Annotated in this window: 17 protein-coding genes; 8 read left to right on the top strand and 9 right to left on the bottom strand. The window is 71.9% G+C overall.

The genetic code is table 11. The features are described from left to right. Positions 1-2: 2 nt before the first annotated feature. Complete coding sequence (locus tag AAG801_RS12440) at positions 3-827, bottom strand: ABC transporter ATP-binding protein (RefSeq protein ID WP_341888652.1); 825 nt, start codon at positions 825-827, stop codon at positions 3-5. Positions 828-957: 130 nt separating this feature from the next. On the opposite strand from AAG801_RS12440, the gene AAG801_RS12435 reads away from it, so the two are divergent. Further along, positions 958-1,188, top strand: a complete 231-nt coding sequence (locus AAG801_RS12435; protein WP_341888651.1) for a hypothetical protein — start codon at positions 958-960, stop codon at positions 1,186-1,188. Here AAG801_RS12435 and AAG801_RS12430 read toward each other — a convergent pair whose 3' ends face one another. Beyond that, positions 1,189-2,223 carry an ABC transporter substrate-binding protein gene (locus AAG801_RS12430; RefSeq protein ID WP_341888650.1) on the bottom strand — a complete coding sequence of 345 codons (1,035 nt, stop codon included), beginning with the start codon at positions 2,221-2,223 and terminating at the stop codon, positions 1,189-1,191. A gap of 95 nt (positions 2,224-2,318) precedes the next feature. Here AAG801_RS12430 and AAG801_RS12425 point away from each other — a divergent pair, with 95 nt between their 5' ends. The 4 genes from AAG801_RS12425 (at position 2,319) to AAG801_RS12410 (ending at position 6,267) form a co-directional block, all read left to right on the top strand. After that, a complete protein-coding gene (locus tag AAG801_RS12425) occupies positions 2,319-3,665 on the top strand; it encodes a serine protease (protein ID WP_341888649.1) in 1,347 nt (448 codons plus the stop codon). A gap of 118 nt (positions 3,666-3,783) precedes the next feature. Next, positions 3,784-4,782: an FHA domain-containing protein gene (locus tag AAG801_RS12420; RefSeq protein WP_341888648.1), complete on the top strand. Its 999-nt coding sequence runs from the start codon at positions 3,784-3,786 to the stop codon at positions 4,780-4,782. After that, a complete protein-coding gene (locus AAG801_RS12415; RefSeq protein ID WP_341888647.1) occupies positions 4,772-5,527 on the top strand; it encodes an SDR family oxidoreductase in 756 nt (251 codons plus the stop codon). The genes AAG801_RS12420 and AAG801_RS12415 overlap by 11 nt, the downstream gene beginning before the upstream one ends. A 98-nt stretch (positions 5,528-5,625) precedes the next feature. Next, positions 5,626-6,267: a hypothetical protein gene (locus tag AAG801_RS12410; RefSeq protein ID WP_341888646.1), complete on the top strand. Its 642-nt coding sequence runs from the start codon at positions 5,626-5,628 to the stop codon at positions 6,265-6,267. Positions 6,268-6,279: 12 nt separating this feature from the next. Here AAG801_RS12410 and AAG801_RS12405 read toward each other — a convergent pair whose 3' ends face one another. From AAG801_RS12405 to AAG801_RS12395, 3 genes are all read right to left on the bottom strand, one after another. Further along, positions 6,280-6,855 carry a D-Ala-D-Ala carboxypeptidase family metallohydrolase gene (locus tag AAG801_RS12405; RefSeq protein ID WP_341888645.1) on the bottom strand — a complete coding sequence of 192 codons (576 nt, stop codon included), beginning with the start codon at positions 6,853-6,855 and terminating at the stop codon, positions 6,280-6,282. Between the two features lie 22 nt (positions 6,856-6,877). Further along, complete coding sequence (locus AAG801_RS12400; protein WP_341888644.1) at positions 6,878-12,553, bottom strand: CHAT domain-containing protein; 5,676 nt, start codon at positions 12,551-12,553, stop codon at positions 6,878-6,880. A 79-nt stretch (positions 12,554-12,632) separates the two neighbouring features. After that, positions 12,633-13,223 carry a hypothetical protein gene (locus tag AAG801_RS12395; protein ID WP_341888643.1) on the bottom strand — a complete coding sequence of 197 codons (591 nt, stop codon included), beginning with the start codon at positions 13,221-13,223 and terminating at the stop codon, positions 12,633-12,635. Between the two features lie 123 nt (positions 13,224-13,346). Between AAG801_RS12395 and AAG801_RS12390 the strand changes: the two genes are divergently transcribed. Further along, entirely contained in the window at positions 13,347-13,883 is a 537-nt protein-coding gene (locus AAG801_RS12390; RefSeq protein WP_341888642.1) for a cytochrome P460 family protein, read from the top strand. A gap of 3 nt (positions 13,884-13,886) precedes the next feature. Here AAG801_RS12390 and AAG801_RS12385 read toward each other — a convergent pair whose 3' ends face one another. The 4 genes from AAG801_RS12385 to AAG801_RS12370 all read right to left on the bottom strand — a co-directional run bounded on the left by AAG801_RS12385 (position 13,887) and on the right by AAG801_RS12370 (position 17,979). Next, entirely contained in the window at positions 13,887-14,786 is a 900-nt protein-coding gene (locus AAG801_RS12385) for a septal ring lytic transglycosylase RlpA family protein (protein WP_341888675.1), read from the bottom strand. Between the two features lie 87 nt (positions 14,787-14,873). Then, positions 14,874-15,962 (bottom strand): cytochrome c peroxidase, encoded by a 1,089-nt coding sequence (locus AAG801_RS12380; protein WP_341888641.1) that lies wholly within the window; start codon positions 15,960-15,962, stop codon positions 14,874-14,876. Continuing rightward, positions 15,959-16,669, bottom strand: a complete 711-nt coding sequence (locus AAG801_RS12375) for an SCO family protein (protein ID WP_341888640.1) — start codon at positions 16,667-16,669, stop codon at positions 15,959-15,961. The genes AAG801_RS12380 and AAG801_RS12375 overlap by 4 nt, the downstream gene beginning before the upstream one ends. Further along, complete coding sequence (locus AAG801_RS12370; protein WP_341888639.1) at positions 16,666-17,979, bottom strand: selenium-binding protein SBP56-related protein; 1,314 nt, start codon at positions 17,977-17,979, stop codon at positions 16,666-16,668. The genes AAG801_RS12375 and AAG801_RS12370 overlap by 4 nt, the downstream gene beginning before the upstream one ends. A gap of 176 nt (positions 17,980-18,155) precedes the next feature. On the opposite strand from AAG801_RS12370, the gene AAG801_RS12365 reads away from it, so the two are divergent. Next, positions 18,156-19,532 (top strand): sigma 54-interacting transcriptional regulator, encoded by a 1,377-nt coding sequence (locus AAG801_RS12365; protein ID WP_341888638.1) that lies wholly within the window; start codon positions 18,156-18,158, stop codon positions 19,530-19,532. Positions 19,533-19,567: 35 nt separating this feature from the next. Beyond that, positions 19,568-19,767 (top strand): hypothetical protein (locus AAG801_RS12360; RefSeq protein WP_341888637.1); only part of this gene is annotated, 200 nt, incomplete at its 3' end.

Raw genomic sequence — 19,767 nt, 5'->3', positions numbered from 1 at the left:
GATCAGGCGGCGAGCTGCTGCTGGTAGCCCTTGAGCACCTCGTCGCGCAGCACCGCCCAGATGGCCCGGTGCAGCTCGATGAAGCGCGGCGTGGTGCGCACCTCGGCGACGTCGCGCGGGCGATCCAGGTCGACGACGAACTCGCCGATCGGCCGCGATGCCGGGCCGGCGGAGAGCACGATCACGCGGTCGCTCATCGCGATCGCCTCGTCGAGATCGTGGGTGATGAACAGGACGGCCTTCTTCTTGGCAGCCCACAAGGCCAGTACCTCGTTCTCCATCAGCTGGCGCGTCTGGATGTCCAGCGCGGAGAAGGGTTCGTCCATCAGGATGATGTCGGGGTCGAGCGCCAGCGTCTGCGCCAGCGAGCTGCGCTTGCGCATGCCGCCGCTGAGCTGGTGCGGGTAGCGGTCGCCGAAGCCGCCGAGGCCGACGCGCTTGAGCCACTCCTGCGCACGTTCCTGCGCATCGGCAACGCCACGGAACTCCAGCCCGGCCATCACGTTGCCGAGCGCAGTGCGCCAGGGCATCAGGCTGTCGGCCTGGAACATGTAGCCGGCGCGGGTGTTGATGCCCGCCAGCGGCGCACCGAACACGCGCACGCTGCCACTGCTGGGCGCCAGCAGACCGGCGGCGACGTTGAGCAGCGTGCTCTTGCCGCAGCCGGTCGGCCCCACCACGCTGACGAACTCGCCGGAGCCGACGGTCAGCGTGACGTCGCGCACGGCGGTGTAGCGCTGCGCCGGGTCGTGCCGGTCGACGAAGGTGCAGCTGACATCGTGCAGCGCCAGCGCCGGCGGTGCCGTGGAGTGTTCTGGAGTCTTCATCGGTGTCGGGTCCAAGGGCCTGCTCAGTGTAGGGATGCTGCGGCGCGCACGGAACTTCGTGGCGCCTGCAGCGCTCCATGCCGCCACAGCGCATGCTGCGTCAAACCCACTTCACCCAGGAGACATGATGATGAATGCCAGCCACTGGGCCGTGCTCGGCCTGGCCGCCCTCGCCAGCGCAGGCTGCGCCGCCACCGATGCAGGCAAGCCGGGCGCCGCACCCGCCGCACAAGTCGCCGCGGCCGCGCCGGCCGAAGCGGGGCGCGACTGGAGCCGCATCGACACGAACCGTGACGGCCACGTCTCGCCCGAGGAAATGGAGAAGTACCTCGCCGCCAACCCCGGCCCGCTGAAGAAGTAGTCAGCCGCGGGCGACCTTGGCCAGCGCCTTGCGGACGAACTCGTTGGTGTAGGCGCCGGTCAGGTCGAACTTCACGTCCTTGAGGCTCGCATCGATGCTCTGCAGTGCGCGCACCGCGGTGGCCGCACCGGCTTCGGGGAACAGGCCGTCGGGCGACAGGGCGCCCTTGGCGGCCATGAAGGCATCGATGTAGACGGCGCGGTCGCCGAGCAGGTAGTTCTCAGGCACCGCCTTGATGATGTCGGCCGCGCCGGCGGCCTGGACCCACTTGTCGGCGCGCACCATCGCATTGGCCAGCGCCTGCACCGCGCCGGGGTTCTTGTCGATGAAGGACTGCGGCGCGTACAGGCAGCCGGCCGGCATCGGCCCGCCGAACACCTTGTCGGCCTCGGCGAGGATGCGCGTGTCGGCGATCACCTTCAGGTCGCCCGAACGCTGCAGCAGCGTGATCACCGGGTCGAGGTTGCTGATCGCGTCGATCTGCCCGGAGCGCATCGCCGCCACCGCGCCGCTGCCCGCACCCACGCCGACGATGGACACGTCGCCCGGCTTCAGCCCCGCCTTGGCGAGCACGAAGTTGGCCATCACGTTGGTCGACGAACCCGGCGCGGTCACGCCGATCTTCCGGCCCTTCAGGTCGGCCACCGTCTTGAAATTGGGCATCGTCTTCGGGTTGACGCCGAGCACGATCTGCGGCGCGCGGCCCTGCAGCACGAAGGCGCGCAAGTGCTGGCCCTTGGCCTGCATGTTCAGCGTGTGCTCGAAGGCGCCCGAGACCACGTCGGCACTGCCGCCCACCACCGCGCGCAGCGCCTGCGAGCCGCCGGCGAAGTCGGCGATGGTCACCTCCAGGCCCTCGGCCTTGAAGAAGCCCTGTGTCTCGGCGATGGTCAGCGGCAGGTAGTACAGCAGGTTCTTGCCGCCCACCGCGATGGTCACCTTGGGCTTGTCGAGCACCTGGGCGCGCACCAGTGCGGGGGCGGCCAGCAGCGTGGGGACAGAGGCGGAGGCAATCAGCAAGGTGCGGCGTTGCATGGCGGCGGCATCGTCGAAGTGAGGGCGGGCCCGATTCTGGCGCGCGCCGACCGGGGGCGCATCGGGGACAAACGCCGCCCCGTAGAATGGTTTTGATGAAGTCCGCCCGAGCCCGCGGCTGCAGCCGCCTCGTCCGGGTCGGCATGGTGGCGCTCGCGTTGTCCGCCGCGCTCGGCGCCCGGGCGCAGGCCACGCCCGACAACGGTGACGCCGCCACCGGCACCACGCTGTCGCTGTCGGCGCGCAAGGTCTACGAGCAGGCCCGCTCGCAGCTGGTGCAGATCCGCACCGTGCTCAAGGGCCGCGCCAGCCAGACCTCGGTCGGCTCCGGCTTCTTCGTCACCGCCGACGGCCACATCGTCACCAACTTCCACGTCGTCAGCCAGGCGGCGCTCAAGCCGGAGCGGCATGACCTCGTCTACGTGACCGCCGACGGCCGCGAAGCGCCGCTGACCATCCTGCAGATCGACGTGCTGCACGACCTCGCGCTGCTCAAGGCCGGCGATGCCGCGACGCGACGCTTCGACGCCCTTCCCCTGCGCCCGACCAGCCGCGCGCTCGCCCAGGGCGAGCGCATCTACTCGCTGGGCAACCCGCTGGACGTCGGCTTCGCGGTGATGGAAGGCAACTACAACGGCCTGGTACGGCGCAGCTTCTATCCGCAGATCTTCTTCGGCGGCGCGCTGTCCGGCGGCATGAGCGGCGGCCCGGCGCTCGACCAGGACGGCCAGGTGATCGGCGTCAACGTGGCGCGGCGGGTCGATGGCGAGCAGGTCAGCTTCCTGGTGCCGGCGAGCTTCGTCGGCGCGCTGCTGCTGCGCGGCAAGGACGCGCCGCCGCTGAAGACGCCGGCCTACCCCGAGCTGACCGCACAGCTGACGGCGCACCAGGCCGAGCTGACCGACCGCTTCGTCGCCCAGGGCTGGAAGCCGCAGACCCACCCGCACTACCGCGTGCCGGTGCCGGCGGACGAGTTCATGCGCTGCTGGGGCGGCAGCGAGGTGTCGCGCACCGGCGGGCTGGACCTGGAACGCTCCGACTGCGTGATGGACACACACATCTTCGCCGGCGAGTTCAACACCGGCGCGATCTCGGTGCGCCACGAGAGCTACGACGGCAGCAAGCTCGGCACGCTGCGCTTCGCGGCGCGGCATGCGCAGAGCTTCCGCAACGAGTCGTTCACACGGCTGCGCGGCGAGTTGCAGACCAAGCCGCAGTGCCAGGAGGACTTCGTCGACCGCGCCGGGCTGGTGCTGCGCGCGGTGGTCTGCCTGCGCGCCTACAAGAAGCTGCCGCAGCTGTACGACCTGTCGGTGCTGGTGGCCACGCTGGACCAGCCGTCCTCCGGCGTGCAGGGCCGCTTCGACGCGCAGGGCGTGAGCTTCGCCAGCGCGCAGCGCCTGACGCGCCACTACCTCGACGCCTACAGCTGGGTGAAATGAGCCCCCCCCGTAGCGCCTTCGGCGCTCCCCCCCAGGGGGGCGCCGCCAGCAGACCGGCGAAGCCGGATCTGCGGCGACTGCTGGGTCTCGCCTCGGCCATGCAGGATAGGGGGCGCGCATGACAGCCCTGGCCGTGATCGAGGTGCTGGACCGCGACGGGCAGGTGCGGCAGTCGCAGCGTGTGCTGGCCTGGCCGCTGCGCATCGGCCGCGCGCTCGACAACGACCTGACGCTGCCCGACCCGCACGTCGCGCCGCACCACTGCCTGCTCGACATGGATGCGCAGGGCCTGGTGCTGCAGGCGCTGGACACGGCCAATGGCGTGCAGCTCGGCCGGCAGCGCGTGCGCAGCGGCGAACGCTCGCCGCTGCCCGACGACGGCAGGCCGCTCGAGCTGGTGGCCGGCCGCACGCGGCTGCGCCTGCGCCGCGCCGGCGAGTCGCTGGCGCCCGAGCTGCCGCTCGAGGCCGCAGCCACGCGCACCCGGCGCTTCGGGCCGACGCTGGCCGCCGGCACCGGCCTGGCGCTGGCGCTGGGCTTCGTGACCTGGCTGGACAGCGACCCCGACACCTTCGCCCGCTCGCTCGGTGCCGCGGCGTTGACGGCGGTGATGGGTGCGGCGATCTGGATCGCGCTGTGGTCGCTGCTGTCCAAGACCTTCACGCGGCAGACCGCCGCCGGCTGGCACCTCAAGGTGTTCCTGATCGGCTCGCTGGCCTGGATGGTCAGCGGCACGCTGCCCGGGCTGTTCGCGTTCTCGCTGTCGTGGCCGGCCCTGGCCGACTTCGGCTTCGTCGCCGGCCACGCCGTGGCCGCGGCAACGCTGTACTTCCATCTGCTCGCGGTCGAGCCGAACCGGGCGCGGCTGATGCGCGGCGTGGCCGTGGCCGCCTTCGTGGTCGGCACCGGCATCACGCTGTGGTCCAACCACCAGCGCAGCGACCGGCTCGGCTCCGATCTCTACCTGAGCAACCTGTTCCCACCGGCGCTGCGCCTGGCGCGGCCGGTACCCGCCGAGGATTTCGTCGACGGCCTGGCCGCACTGCAGCCGGTGCTCGACAAGAAGGCCAAGGAAGCGCCGTCGGGTGACGGTGGAGGAAGCGTCGATGAAGAGTGAATCCACCACCGTGCTGGTGACTGGCGGCAGCCGCGGCATCGGCGCCGCCGCGGTGCGGCAGCTCGCCGCGCTCGGCCATGCCGTGGTGGTGAACTACACGCGCGACGCAGCCGCCGCCGAGGCGCTGGTGGCGCCGATCCGCGCCGGTGGCGGCCACGCCATCGCGATCCAGGCCGACGTGGCCGATGCCGCGCAGGTGGCGGCGATGTTCGCGCGCATCGACGCCGAACTGCCGCGCCTGTCGGGCCTGGTCAACAACGCCGGCGTGGTCGACCAGCCGGCACGTGTCGACCAGATGGACGCGGCGCGGCTGCAGCGCATGTTCGCGATCAACGTGTTCGGCAGCTTCTTCTGCGCGCGCGAAGCCGTGCTGCGGCTGTCGACGAAACACGGCGGCCACGGCGGCGCGATCGTCAACCTCAGCTCGGCGGCGGCGCGCATCGGCTCGCCCGGCCAGTACGTCGACTACGCGGCCGCCAAGGGGGCGATCGACACCTTCACGATCGGCCTGGCCAAGGAGGTGGCGACCGAAGGCATCCGCGTCAACGCGGTGCGCCCCGGCATCATCGAGACCGACATCCACGCCAGCGGCGGCATCCCCGACCGCGCGCGGCAGATGGCGCCGATGGTGCCGATGCAGCGCGCCGGCAGCACCGACGAAGTGGCGCAGGCGATCGTCTGGCTGCTCTCCGACGCCGCCAGCTACACCACCGGCGCGATCGTCGACGTGACGGGCGGGCGCTGAGAAGCTCGCCGCGCGGGAAGAAAGCGCGCCCGCCGCGCGTATCCCGTATACCGCGCCGGCGTGTCGCCCGGGGCGGGCCACCACCACGAGGAGCCCCCATGACCCGACGCCTTGGCCTGTCCGTCCTTGCCGCTGCTGTGCTCGCTGGCTGCGCGTTGCCGCCGCGCACTCCGCCGACCACCTTCTTCGTCACCAGCGCCGGCCCGGGCCAGGGCGCGAACCTCGGCGGTCTGGCCGGTGCCGACGCGCATTGCGAGAAGCTGGCCAGCGCGGCCGGCGTGGGTGACCGCGGCTGGCGCGCCTACCTCAGCACCACCGGGGCCGCCGGCGTGAACGCGCGCGAGCGCATCGGCGCCGGCCCGTGGCGCAACGTCAAGGGCGAGCTGATCGCCAGCGACGTGACCGAGCTGCACGGCAACAACAAGCTGACCAAGCAGAGCGCGCTGACCGAGAAGGGCGCGCTCATCAACGGCCGCGGCGACACGCCGAACACGCACGACATCCTGACCGGCTCGACGCCGGACGGCCGTGCCATCGCCGGCGACGGCGACACCACCTGCGGCAACTGGACGAAGAGCGCAGAGGGTTCGGCCTGGGTCGGACACCACGACCGCATCGGCCTGCGCGACGACGAGCCATCGCGTTCGTGGAACGCCTCGCACCCCTCGCGCGGCTGCAGCGCCGATGCGCTCAAGGCCACCGGCGGCAACGGCCTGTTCTATTGCTTCGCAACGCGCTGAACCCGCCAGGGCTCAGGCCTGGCTGGCCTGCAGCCCGTTGACGTAGACCAGCCGGCCGCTGCCCGGATCGAGCACGTAGCTGAGCACCTGGCGCCGGTTGCGCCCGGCACCGGGCGGCAGCAGCGAGATGTGCACCCAGCCGGAGTTCGGCCCTTTGCGCGGGTCGTAGCACTCGCAGATGATCTGGTCGAACTCGGCCAGCGTGCTGCTCGCCCAGGCGGCCAGCTCCAGCGTCGGCTTGGCGACGATCTCGATGTCGCAGGCGCGGCCCTCGGCATGCTGGCTGGTCGAGATCCAGCTCGACGGCTTGGCCTTGAGCGAACGCTCCAGCGCCTGCGAGCGGAACACGCTGTTCGGCGAGAAGCTGCCAAAGGCCTCGCGCACCGGGTCGAGCACCGCGCGCGCCAGGTGCACCGCACTGCGCAGCACCCGGTCGTCGGGGATGCGGTTGTCGATGCGCTGGCGGTCGGCCGTTTCGCTGACGGTCAACTCGTAGAGCCGGAAGTGCCTGGCGATGCGGTCCTGCGGATCGAGCTCGGCGATACGCAGATCGTTCAGCGGCGTGGTGGAAAGGTCTCGGCCTGTCATGGTCGGTCTCCGCGTCGCTGGGCTACATCGAACGCCGCACCGCAGCGAGCGCATCGCGCACCGCCGCCGGCCAGGGAGCGGCCTCGTCGGCGGTCAGCGCGATCAGGAAGTCGAGATGCTCCTGGATCGAGGCGATCTCGCGCGGGCTGGCACCGCGTGCGAAGGCGGCGCTGTACAGCTCGGCGGCGCCGCGGCCGATGGTCTCGTGCCCGGCCTTGGCATCGTCGGCCGCGAGCAGCAGGCGCACCAGCTGCAGGTCACCCTGGCCGGTGGCCAGCCACAGCTGCGGCGACTCTTCCGCATCGCGGCGGGTGGCGGCGATCTGCCGCTCGCACAGCGCGGCCAGCGCACCGAGCCAGTTGCCTGCCGCACGCTCGGGGTCGAGCCGGCGCAGCAGCAGGCAGGCCACCGCCCAGTTGTTGAAGGCGTAGACGTCGTCGTCGTCGTCCAGGTCGTAGGCCTGGCGGTAGTACTGCGCCATGTTGAGCAGCGCCTCGACGCGCGGCCGGCCCGTCTGCACCCAGGCCAGGCGCTTGCACGCACCGCCGAGCAGCACCAGGCGCTCGTAGGTCGGCGCTCGGGTGTTGATGACGTCGAGCTGGTACAGCGCCGCCTCGATGCGCTCGGCGATACCGGCCCGCCGCGCCTGCAGCGCCAGCGCATCTGCGGCGGCGCCGGCCTGCGCATGCACACGCGACCATTCGGCGCTGGCCAGGCGCACCTGGTAGTTGGCGTGCTGCTCGGCCGCCCGCACCGGGCAGTCGCCGCTGCCGGCGCGCAGCGCGCGGTCCAGCCAGTCGACCGCCTCGTCGAACAGCCGGCCCTCGCCGAAGGCGAAGCCGATCGCGGCGCAGACGTCGGCGCGCTGCAGCCAGTCCTCGCGCCCGCCGCTGCGCGCGGCCTCGGGGATGCGCGCGGTCAGCGACTCGATGTCGGCGCGCAGCCGGCGTGCGGCGGCGTCCTCGTCGCGGTCGGGCCGCTGGCTGCTCATGCGCGTGCCCTCGGTGAGGTTGCGCAGTTCGGTGACCAGCTCCGACGGCGCGAAGAAGGCCGGCGGCGCCGGCCGGTCGACGCCGATGTCGTCGCGCACCAGCCGGTAGCCCGGGTCGCCGTAGCACTGGTAGGCACCCCAGGTGTTGACGCCGGGGTGGCCGCTCCAGGTTGCCAGCCGCGCGCGGTGCACCGCGTCGCCGAAGGTCGCGCCGGCCAGCATGCGCGTGTAGAACGCCTCGGCGAAGGTCAGCGCGGCGGCATCGTCGACCGCCCAGCCGGCGCAGACCACGGCGCGCACGCCCATGCGGATGAACTCGACGCCGAGGTTGGCGGCCAGCTTGTTGTACTGCGCGCTGCCGCCGCCGGTCTTGCCGAGGTGGCAGCAGTTGATGAACACCAGCTCCGGCACATGGCGCATCTGCTTGACGTCGCCCGGCGTCAGGAAGGTGTCGCGGCCGATCACCATGCCGGAAACGGTCTTGCGTCGCGGCTGCGGCAGCGCGAGGCGGCCGTCGGGCAGCTCGACCGGTGCGGTGGCGGCGGTGCGCGCATCGGCCTCGCTGGTTTCGGTCACGTCGAACTCGTGCTCGCCGTGGCCCGCCAGGTGCAGCACGCGCCAGGCACGCGAATGCAGGCCGTCGACGATCTCCGAGGCCTGCGCATCGATCGCCTCGCCGGCCACGTAGCCGGCGCGCGCGAACAGCTCGCGCACACGCTCGGCCTCGCGGCGCGCGCCGGGCAGGTCGGAGAAGGCATTCCAGCCGGCCAGGTCGGGGTTGCCGACCACGAAGGCAGTGTTCTCGAAGGCGTGCAGCGGGTCGATGCGGTACTCGCTGGTCTTGAGCTGGCGCACGATGCCGCCGACCACCGCCGGCGGGCGGCCGAGGTGGCTCCAGCGGTCCTCCAGCAGCTCCCAGGGGAAGCGTGCCGAGGCCTCGTCGAGCAGGATGACGATGTCGCGCTGGTCCGGCGAGCTCTGCTTGAGCCGGTGCGGCAGCAGCATCTCGAACAGCGTCTTCGACACCTCGCTGCTCGCCGCCGCGCTGCCGCAGGCCTGTGCGATGAAGCGGTCGGCCATGCGCAGCTGGCCGTCGGCCAGTTCCTCCTCGGCGCGTGCACGGTCGGCGGTGGTGACGAAGCGCAGCCGGTCGGCCTTGCGGTCCTCGGTGACCTCGATGCGCTGCCACCACGACTGGTCGGCGTCGAAGCGGCTGCGCTGGCGGCGGCCCTCGCCCTCGAGCACCGTCGACTCCTTCCACAGCAGCCGCGAGCCGAGCTCGGCGCCCTCGACCAGCATGGCCAGTTCCTTGGCGGCGCTGATCGCCAGGTCTTCGTACAGCTCGATGAACTCGACATGGTCGATCAGCACCTGCTGGTCGAGCTTGGCGTCCTCGAGCTTGCGGTTGGCGGCCAGCGCGCCGCGCAGCAGCGCTTCCATCGAGTCGCGCACCTGCAGGCTGCCGGCGCCGGTGCCGACCAGCAGGCAGCTCACCGCGGCACTCAGCCGCCCGGTGGAGATGGCCGAGCCGCGCTCGGTCGCCGCACGGGTCTGCAGGCGCAGCGCGTACTCGAGCAGCGCATCGCGCGCGCCGGTTTCCAGCCGGCTGGGCGAGAGGTCGCCGACCTGGCCGAGGCCAACCACCAGCGCACCCATCGGCTTGCGCTGCGGGTCATCGTTGAAGAACACCGCGTGCGTGCCGTGCGGCCCGGGGTAGAGGCCGAGGTCGCGGCGCCGCGACAGCGGGCCTTGCGGCTGCTCGCCCTTCATCTGCCGGTCCAGCGCGTCCTCGGCGCTGACGATGGTGTCGCCCGCGTAGTGGCCGACCAGCACCGGATGGCGCGCGTAGCGCAGGTCGCCGTGGCGGATGCTGACGCGCAGCTGCGCCGAACGCGCCGCCGCGACGCCGCGCTTGCGCGGCCGCCCGCCGCCGAAGCCGAGGCTGCGCACCGTGGCGGCGTCGGGCAGGTCGTCGGCCACCGGCAGCGGCGGCAGGACGAAACGGTCGGGCGCGGCACCGGCGGCGCGCGAGCGGCCCGGCGGCGTGGTCGGCAGCTGGTCGGTCTTGCCGGTGGTCAGCAGGTCGACGTAGCCGCGGAAGATGCGCCGGTCGTCGGTGTTGCTGCACAGCTGGTCGTGGCCGGTGTCGGGTGCGTAGTAGACCGGCACCTCGGGCAGGCGGCCGGAGGCCCAGCTGACGGTGCCGTCACCCTCGCGGGTGGCGATGAAGCGCAGCTCGCGGCGCGGCGAGCCGAACTCCTCCTGCACCACCTCGTGATCGATCACGGTGGCCGGCTGGCAGCCGGCGACGTAGATCATGCGGCCCTTCTCCACCGGCGCCGCACGCAGCAGCTTCCAGGTCGCGCTGGCCTGGCGCAGCACGCTGTCCTCGATCAGCGGGAAGCCGGCGCCGAGTTCACTCTTGAGCTGCTTCCAGGTCGCCACCTGGCCCCAGGGGCTGCGCTCTTCGTCGAAGGGCAGCAGCTCGGCCAGGCCGGGATAGCGGCGCACGATGTCGACGATGCCGTTGCTGCCGCGGGTGAAGTCCAGCAGCGTCAGCTTGGCCTGCGTCGGGTTGGTGCCGGTCAGCCAGCGCACCGCCTCGTGCGAGCCGAGGTTGGGCGTGCCCAGCATCAGCAGCTTGCTGCCGGGCAGCGCGCTCATGCGGCGCCAGGCCTGCGCGCCGGCGCCGCCGTCGGCGATCATCGCGCGCGACACCAGGCCGCCCATCGAGTGCGCGACGATGTGAATCGGCTGGCGCGTGCGCTCGGCCTCGGGCAGCAGGCCCTCGAGGCGCAGCGCGAGCTGCTGCGCGGCCTCGCGCACCGAGCGCCGCCAGTCGTAGGGGAAGATCTCGACGCGGTGGGTGCGCGTCAGGTGCTCGATCAGCGGGCCGTAGAAGTCGTCGAGCAGGTCGGTCGGGCGCACGTCGGGCTGGTCGATGGCGATGTCGCCCAGGCCACCCTTCATCAGCGCGAAGTACTCGAGCCAGATGCCGCGGTCGCGCGCCGACATGGCGCTGCCCATGGTGCCGGGCACCATCACCGCGATCGGCCGCGGCGTGCTCACCGAGCGGCTCGCGCGTACCGCCGAACGCCAGCGCGGCTCCTCGTGCGGCGCCTCGGCCAGCGAGAGGAAGCCGGCGTCGCTGCCGTCCTCGCGGCCCAGTGCGTCGGCCAGCCAGTCGATCGACTTCTTGTTCGTGAAGTAGCGGAAGTGGTTGACCTGGTCGCCCTCGTCGCGCCGGAAGCGCGCCGCGCCGCCGGCGCGCGCGATGCCGCCGAGCATCGAGCCGGTGTTGACGACGAGGTCGTGGTCGCTGGCGTAGAACCAGTCGAGCGCGAGCATCTTCAGCTGCCCGAACAGGCCCTTGCCCTGCACGTCGCCGCAGATCACGCTGAGGTCCGCGGTGGTGGTCAGCTGCGGCAGGTGCAGCAGCCGCGTCAGCGCCGAGCCGGGCATCATCGCCTCGATGCCGGGCAGCGTGCGCGGGTCGGTGCGCTGCTTGATCACCGAGAGCAGGAAGTCGGCGGTGCCGCCGATCAGCCCGTCGCCGGTGAGGAAGTTGATCACCGACAGCCAGCGGTCGAGCCGGCCCGAGGCCAGCGTGGTGCCGCGCGCCGGGCAGGCCACGCGCACGAAGCGCTGCACCTGGATGCGCCGCTCGTCGAGGATCTTCACCAGCGCGGCCAGCGCCTCGCGGTCCTTCGCGTAGGCGCCGTCGCGCTCCTGCGCCTCCTTGCCGTCGAGCTCGCCGAGGCCGAGCTGCTCGGCCACCGTGCGGTCGGCGGCGAACAGCTGGCCGAGCAGTTCACCGCGCAGCGGATCGTCGGCCTTGTTGCGCCCGCCCAGACACATCAGCTCGCCGACCAGGCCGCCGCGCGAGTGCGAGACGAGATGCAGCTGCGCGCCGACCGGCAGCTGCCTGGCCAGCTCGAGCGCGTTGGCGATCGGGCTCTGGGTCAGCGTGCGGTGCTCGAAGGCATAGACCTGGTCACCGTAGCGGCGCTGCATCGCGCCGCGCAGCGCCGCAGCCGCCTGCCCGCCCTCGTCGTTCGCGCCGGACCACAGCGCCGCGAAGCTGCCGTTGACGCTGGACATGGTGCCGTGCAGGAACACCAGCACCGGCTTGCCGGCGGCGACCGTCTTCGGGCCGGCGCCGTCGGCAATGCGCACCAGCGCGGGCGCCGCGCCGAGCGAGGCGCGGAACAGCCCCGGCGTCGTGCCCTCGGGCAGCTTCAGCTGGCGCAGCTCGAACTTGTCGCCGATGACTCGCGCCGAGGTGGCGGCCACCTTGACGCCGAAGAACTCCAGCACCTTGATGCCCAGACCGACCACACCACGGTCGGCCGACACGCCGGCGTCGTCGCGCAGCGTCGACAGCCGCGGCGCGGTGTCGATCTCCCAGGCGGCCGGCTCGCCGCTGCGCGTGGCCGCCTGGCGGCCGCGTTCGCGCAGCAGGTCGTCGGCGCGCATCCACAGCTTGATGCCGTTCTCGTACTCGACGCAGACCGCGTCGTCCGGTGCGACGTCGACCAGCGCCGCGGCGCCGGCGGCATCACGCGCCGCGCCGCCGACACGAACGCGCCGCGCGGAGGACACGATGACGTCATCGTCGGAGGTGTGCAGCGACTGGGCACTGCCCTCTTCCACCGCGCGCAGCGTGATCGTGCTCGGCGCGTTGTTCTTCGACTTGCTGGTGGCCATGGTCGCTCCTTGCGGGGAGCCGATGACAGCACCGAAGCGCGCGCGGGGTCAACCCCCAGCGCGCGAGTGGTTCAGAGGGTCAGAGCGCGCGGGTGTCGATCCAGCGCAGCTCGCCATGACGGCGGCGCACCTCGTCGACCATGTGCTGCGTGCCGCCGGGGCCGTCGCCGCCGGCGCCGTCCCACAGAGTGATGAAGCGCAGCCGCTTCGCGCCGTGCGCCAGCGCGCTGTCGAGCAACCAGCGGTTGGCGCGCTCGAAGGGGTCGGCGCCGGCAGGCAGCGGGCCAAGTACCGCGTCGGCCTGCAGCGGCGGCAGGGTCAGGCGTGTCTTCACCGCACGGTAGCGTTCACGCCACGCGGCGCCGTCCACGCAGGGCAGCATGGACTGCGCGATGAACTCCGGCTCGGGCAGCGGCAGCAGCAGTTGCACCGGCACGCCGCGGGCCAGGCAGGCCTCGGCGAAGAGCAGGTCGCCGCCGGCCGCGCCCTGCGTGATCGCCAGGTCGGCCGGCCCGGCATCGAGAACGTCGAGCTCGGCGGCGATGCGGCGTGCCGCGGCACCGACCTTGTCGGCCGGAAAGCGCGGCCTGGCGCGCTCCGGCGTGTCGACGAGGTGCCCCGAGAAGAGCAGCACCTGGCGCGGCGGGGGCGGCGTTGCAGCTCGTGTCATGGTTTACGCGCAGCATAACTTGCCGCTTCGTTGCGAGGGGTTGTCGCGCCTCCGCACAGCGTCGAGACTGCACGCTCTCGTTGACACGCGTCGAGGCGACGCGCCCCTCGAAAGGAGTACCCGATGGTCCGCAGCTTGATCGCACCGCTCGCAATCGCCGGCCTGGCCGCACTCGCCGCCGGCTGCGCCACCTCGCCCAGGCCGCTGAACGACGGCGAGATTGCCGTTCCCGCCGACTACAAGAGCTGGCCCAAGTTTCTCTCCGCCATCCAGCGGCCCGACGCCAAGCAGGTGCGCGAGATCTACATGAACCCGGCTGCCGCCTCGGCCACCTCGGCCGGCGGCTTCGGCAACGGCACCGTGTTCGTGATGGAGAACTACGCGGCGCTCGAGACCACCGACGGCAAGCTGGCCACCGGCAGCGACGGCAAGCTGATCAAGGCCGACCTGCTGCGTGTGTTCGTGATGGGCAAGGGTGCGGGCTGGGGCCAGGCCGCCCCCGAGCCGCTGCGCAACGGCAACTGGGTCTATGCGAGCTACCTCGCCGACGGGCGCACCAAGGGCCCCGACGATCTGGCCACCTGCCGCGCCTGCCACCTGCCGGTGGCCAACAAGGACTTCGTGCACCGCTACGACGAGCACTTCAACGGCAGGAAGTAGCGTTCAGCGCCGCTCGACGATCACCGGCACGAGCTGCAGCGCCTCGCGGATGCGCTCGGCGCCTTCGCTGGCTTCCTCACGGCTGGCGTAAGGGCCAGCTTGCAGGCGGAACAGCGGCGTGTCGACGAACACCGCGAGCAGCGGCGACAGCCAGTCGAGTTCGTCGGCCACGCGGCGCTGGAAGCTCTCCGCGCCATCGCGCTGGCGGAACGCGCCGAGCTGGATCCAGAAGCCGCGCGGCGCGCTGGCCAGCGGGCGCAGCGCCGGGCCCTCGGGCTCCGGCGCTGCGGCGGCCGCGGGCAGGGGCGGTGCCTCCAGCGGCACGGCGGCGATCGCTGGCGCCGGCGCCGGGTCGGGCAGGTCCGGCACCGGGCGATCGCGCCGCCACGCGCCGCTGCGGATCTCCGCGAAGGTGATGCGCTCCAGTTCCACCGGCGCCACGCCGCGCAGCAGGTCGAGCTTGAGCGCGGCGGTGTAGCTGAGGTCGACGATGCGGCCCTTGTGGAAGGGGCCGCGGTCGTTGACCCGCACGATGATCTCGCGGCCGTTGGCCGGGTTGCGGATGCGCGCGTAGCTCGGCAGCGGCAGCGTCGGGTGCGCCGCCGTCATCGCGTACATGTCGTAGACCTCGCCGTTGGCGGTGCGCCGGCCATGGAACTTCTTGCCGTACCAGGAGGCCAGGCCGCGTTCCCTGAACGCACGGTCCTGCGTGATCGGCACGTAGTTCCGGCCGAGCACCTCGTAGGGCCGGTTCGGCCCGCCACTGCGGATCGGCTCGATGCGCGGCTCGGCGTCGGGCACCTCGGCCAGGCGCGACGGCGGGTTGGCCTCGGGGCCGTCGCGGCCGGACAGCGGCGCGCGGCTGCCGCAGCCGGCCAGCAGCGACACGAGCAGCACGGCCATCAGCCCGACGCCGTGGGCAGGGGAGCGGCAGTGGGTCGCAGTCGTCGGCACGGGCGGCATGCTATGCGATGCGCCCGCAGGCCGCGTTCAGCGCCCGGTGTCCATCCGTGACGGAGGCAACGCCGACGGGGACGTCAGAGCGCCGAGAAAGGCCATCAGGGCACGCCGTTGCCCGGCGTCGAGCACGATCGGCCGGATGCGCGGATCCTGCGCCGGGTCGGCCGGCCAGCCGCCGCGCACGTAGTGGTCGAGCACCTCGTCGAGCGTGGCCAGCGAGCCGTCGTGCATGTAGGGCGCGGTCAGCGCGATGTTGCGCAGCGAGGGCGTGCGGAAGGCGCGCAGGTCGCTCGCCCGGCCCGTCACTTCGTGGCGGCCGCGATCGGGCGCATCGGCCACGCCGATGATGCGCAGCGTCTCGGGCGTGACCTGCGTGGTGACGCCGGGTGCGAGCACCACGTCGACGGGCTGCTCGCCGAGGCTCTCGCTGCGCGCCCGGGTGCCGGTGTTGTGGAAGCCGCCGTCGCTGAACAGCGCGTGCCGCGCGCCGACCGTGTGGCAATCGGCACAACCGCGCTCGCGGAAGACCGCGTAGCCGCGCTGCGCCAGCGCGTCCATGGCCTGGGCCTCGCCGCCGTAGTGCCAGCGGTCGAACGGCGAACCTGCCGCCAGCAGGGTGCGCTGGTAGGCCGCCAGCGCGCCCGCCAGCCGCTGCGGCGTTGCACGCGCGCTGCCGAAGGCTTGGCGCAGCGGCACGCGGTAGTCGGGCAGTGCGTTCACGCGGGCGACCACCGCCGCGGCGCTGGTGTTGGCCATCTCGTCGGGGTGCACCAGCGGTTGCAGCGCCTGTTCCTCGAGGCTGGCGGCGCGGCCGTCGTGGAACAGGCGCTCGACCGTGGCGACGTTGAGCAGCGTCGGCGCATTGCGCCGCAGGCTCACGCCGTTCATGCCCACCGAGGTGCGTGTCTCGTTGACGGTGAACGCCTGCTCGGGCACGTGGCACATCGCGCAGGACAGCGTGCCGTTGGCCGACAGCCGGCGGTCGAAGAAGAGCTCCCGGCCGAGCGCCACCTGCGCGGCCGGCGGCGAGGGCAGCGGCGGCAGGCCAAGCGTTGCATCGGCCGCGAACACCGGCACCGCCGACGCGGCCAGCACGAGCGCGAGGAGGGCTCGCCTCACGGCCGCGCCGCGGCCCGCTCCATCGCGAGCGTGCGCAGGTCGTTGACCATCGCCTCGTGCGACAGCGTGGCCACGCTGTAGACCTCGCGCACCTGCAGCGCCTCGTCGACGAGAAAGAGCTTGAGCATGTGGTTGAGCGTGCGTGTCGGGCGGCCGCGCGCGTCGGTCTCCACCGTCACGTCCTGGCCGAAACCGTCGAGCAGCGGCAGCAGCGCCGGCACGGAGGCGGTGGTGAGGAAGCGCCAGCGCACGCGCGCATCGGCCACGCGCTCGCCGCCGTAGTGGCGCATCTGCTGCGGCGTGTCGTTGCTCGGGTCGAAGCTCAGGCTGACCAGTTGCGACACCGCGGCCAGCTCCGGCTGGGCCAGCAGCACCGCGTGCAGCGCCTCCATCGCCGCCCAGGCCTTCGGGCAGCCCTCGGGGTCGCGGCAGTAGGTGTACATGAAGGACACCACGGTCAGCCGCCCGGCGAGCAAGCGGTGCAGGCGGTGGGCGCGGCCGTCGCTCTCGAGCACCGTGCCGTCGGGGGCTCTCATGATGCGCGCGAGTCGGTAGCGGCCCGGCGCTGGCAACTTCGAGACATCGACACGCCCGCGCGGCGCCGGCCCGGTGGCGGCGTCGCTGGCCGCGCGGGCGCCGGCATGCAGCGCAAGAAGCGCCAGCGGCGCGCGCAGGCGCCACAGGCGTGCCGCGCCGCGCTCGATCACTGCTGCGCCACCCTCGTCACCGTCGAGGCCAGCGAGCGCCCGGCCGGCCGCGCGGTGAACTTCATGTGGTGCGCGCGGCCCAGCTTCAGCTTGTTGAAATCGACCTCGAAGCGCTGCACCAGATCCTTGCCGTCCCAGTCGAAGACACGCAGCACCTGCTCGTTGTCATCGCCCTTCTTGTCCCAGTTGGCCAGCAGCGAGGAGGTGATGTAGATGCGCTTGCCGTCCCAGCTCTGCGAGACCATGTTGACCTGCTTGCCGGTGTGCTTGCTGTAGACCTCCTTCGGCGCCTCGGGGTTGCTGAGGTCGAAGTAGCGGGTCATGCCGTCCATGAAGGTGTTGACCCACAGGCCCTTGCCGTCCGCGGTGATGCTGATGTCCACCGGCAGCGGGATCTTCGCCGGGTCGCCGATGGTGGCCACGTCCTTGGCCTGCCACTGCCCCTGCGCATCCTGCTTGACCAGCCACAGCTTCGAGGTCAGCGCCGTCGCGGTGATGGCCCAGTTGTCGCCTTCCTTGAGCGACCAGCGGATCTCCAGCGGCGCCCCCGGCACGCTGAAGATCTGCTGCGGCTTCATCGCCTTCACGTCCCAGGCGACCATGGTGCTGCCGAAGCGCTTCATCGCCTCGCCGTCCTTGACCAGCTTGCCCAGGTCCATCATGTAGTTGTTCCAGCCGGTGAAGCTGGAGGTCAGCATGACGTTCTTGGCCGGGTTGATGCCGATGTCGTAGCCGTAGCCGTCGCCCTTGACGCCGCCGATCTCGGTCGTCGGAATCGGCGTCGCCTCGATGATCTCGCCCTTGTTGTTGAACATCACCAGGCCGGTCGCGCCGCCATGGTCCTTCGTGTTCGACAGCGCCTGCACCAGCATGCGCCCGGGCATCGCGTAGAAGGTGTGCGGGCCGACGAAGCCGGTCTTCGCGGCGATGTTGGAGATGGTCTTCACCAGCTTCGGCGTCTCGGGCCGGGCCATGTCGAAGACGAAGATCTTGTTGTCGTCCAGGCGGCCGGCCCAGAGGTAGCGGCGGTCGTCGGTGAAGCCCATGTGGTGCGCCTCGCCGCGCCCAGGCACCGAGATCTTGTGGATCACCTTGCCGTAGCGCTTGCTCTTCGGGTTGGCGTCGATCGTGACGAGCTTGTCGTTGCCGTCGCCCATGCCCTTGACGCCCAGCGTCCAGACGTGGACGAAGTCCTCCTGGCCCTTGATCAGGCTGGTGACGTAGGGCGAGTTGCAGGTTTCGTCGGCCTGCACGGGCAGCGCGAACGCCGCGGCAGCGAGCAATGCGATCGACAGTGTCTTGCGCTTCATGGCGATGTCTCCTTGGCTTGTTCGTGGGGGTGGCCGCTGTCCGATGACAGCCGCCGACGCCGGTCGGTTGTACCACCGGGGTTCGCCGGGCGCCGCGCTCGCAGGTGGCGGCCGCCACCGCGCCGGTCATGGAAAACGCGCATGACATCGGGTACTTGTCATGACACCGTCAGGCCATGGATTCCCCCGTGCGCCACCCGCCGGCGATGACCGACCCGATCGTCCAGACCCTGATCGAGGCCCGTCCGGATCCGTTCGTGCTCATCGACGAGTCGTACCGCATCGTGGCGGTCAACCAGCGTTACGCCAGCCTGTACGGGTTGCGCCCCGCGCAGCTGATCGGCTTCACCTGCCACGAGGTGTCGCACCACCGGGCGACGCCCTGCCATGAACACGGCGAGGCGTGCCCGCATCGATCGGTGATGGACAGCGGCACGGCGACCGAGGTCGTGCACGTGCACTACGGCTGCGGTTCGCGGCAGGACGTGGTGCGCATCCAGGGCTACCCGGTGGTCCTGCACGGACGCCGCCTGCTCGGCGAATCCATCCAGCCCCTGGGGGCCACCAGCGCCGCGCGCATCACGCCGAGCGCACTGCGCGGCTCCAGCCCGGCCTTTGCCGCGGCGCTGGCCCAGCTGTCGCGCGCCTCGCGCTTCACGCTGCCGGTGCTGCTGCTGGGCGAGACCGGCGTCGGCAAGGAGCTGGCCGCACGCCATCTGCACGAGCAGTCGGCGCGCGCAGCGGCGCCCTACGTCACCGTCGACTGCACCACCCTGACATCGACGCTGGCCGAGGACGAGCTGTTCGGCCACGCGCGCGGCGCCTATACCGGCGCGATGGGCAGCCGCGCCGGCCTGTTCGAGCAGGCCCACGGCGGCACGGTGTTCCTGGACGAGGTCGGCGAACTCGCACTGCCGTTGCAGGCCAAGCTGCTGCGCGTGATCGAGTCGGGCGAGCTGCGCCGGCTCGGCGAAGGCACCCCCAAGCGTGTCGACGTGCGCGTGGTCTGCGCGACGCAGCGCGACCTGCTGGCCGAGGTGGAGGCCGGGCGCTTCCGCGCCGACCTGTACTACCGCATCGCCGGCATCCGGGTGCGGCTGCCGCCGCTGCGCGAGCGCCGCGACGACATCCCGGCGCTGGCCCGGCACTTCGTCGCCGAATTCGGCGAGCAGTCGCGCGAAGGCGTGCAGTTCGGGCCGGGAGCGCTCGACTGGCTGGCCCGTCAGCACTACCCGGGCAACGTGCGCGAACTGCGCCAGCTGGTGATGCGCGCGGCCGCGGAAGCCTGCGGGCAGATCTCCGTGGCCCTGCTCGAATCGCTGCGCGAGGCGCCGTCGGCGAGCGCGGCAGTCGCGGCGACAGCCACTGCTGCCAGCAGCGCCGGCGCGCCGCCGCTGGACCTCGACGAGGTGCTCGCGCGCCACGCCGGCCGCCGCGCCGCCGCGGCGGCGGACCTCGGCGTCAGCGAGAGAACGCTGTACCGCTGGCTGCGCCGCGGGCGCGACCGCCGCGACGACACAAGCCGCAACGCATCAGCAACATCGACACGTTAGGATCGCAGGCATCTCGTCCAAGCAGGAGCAACTTGATGGCCCACCCGCTGCACCGCATCGCGCTCGCCGCGCTCGTCACCGCCGGCGCGAGCCTGCCCGCCTGGGCTGACCCGGCCTCGTCCGCATCGTCGGCATCGTCGGCGGGCTCGCAAAGCGTGGCCAGCATCTCCGGTTCGATCCAGAACTCCAGCAACAGCTCCTCGGGCAAGCAGGTCGCCGAAGGCGAGTACCGCAT

The organism is Variovorax sp. YR752 (genome assembly GCF_943372545.1).
Note: the sequence above shows the minus strand (reverse complement) of the source record. Positions and strands in the feature narration are given on the sequence as shown.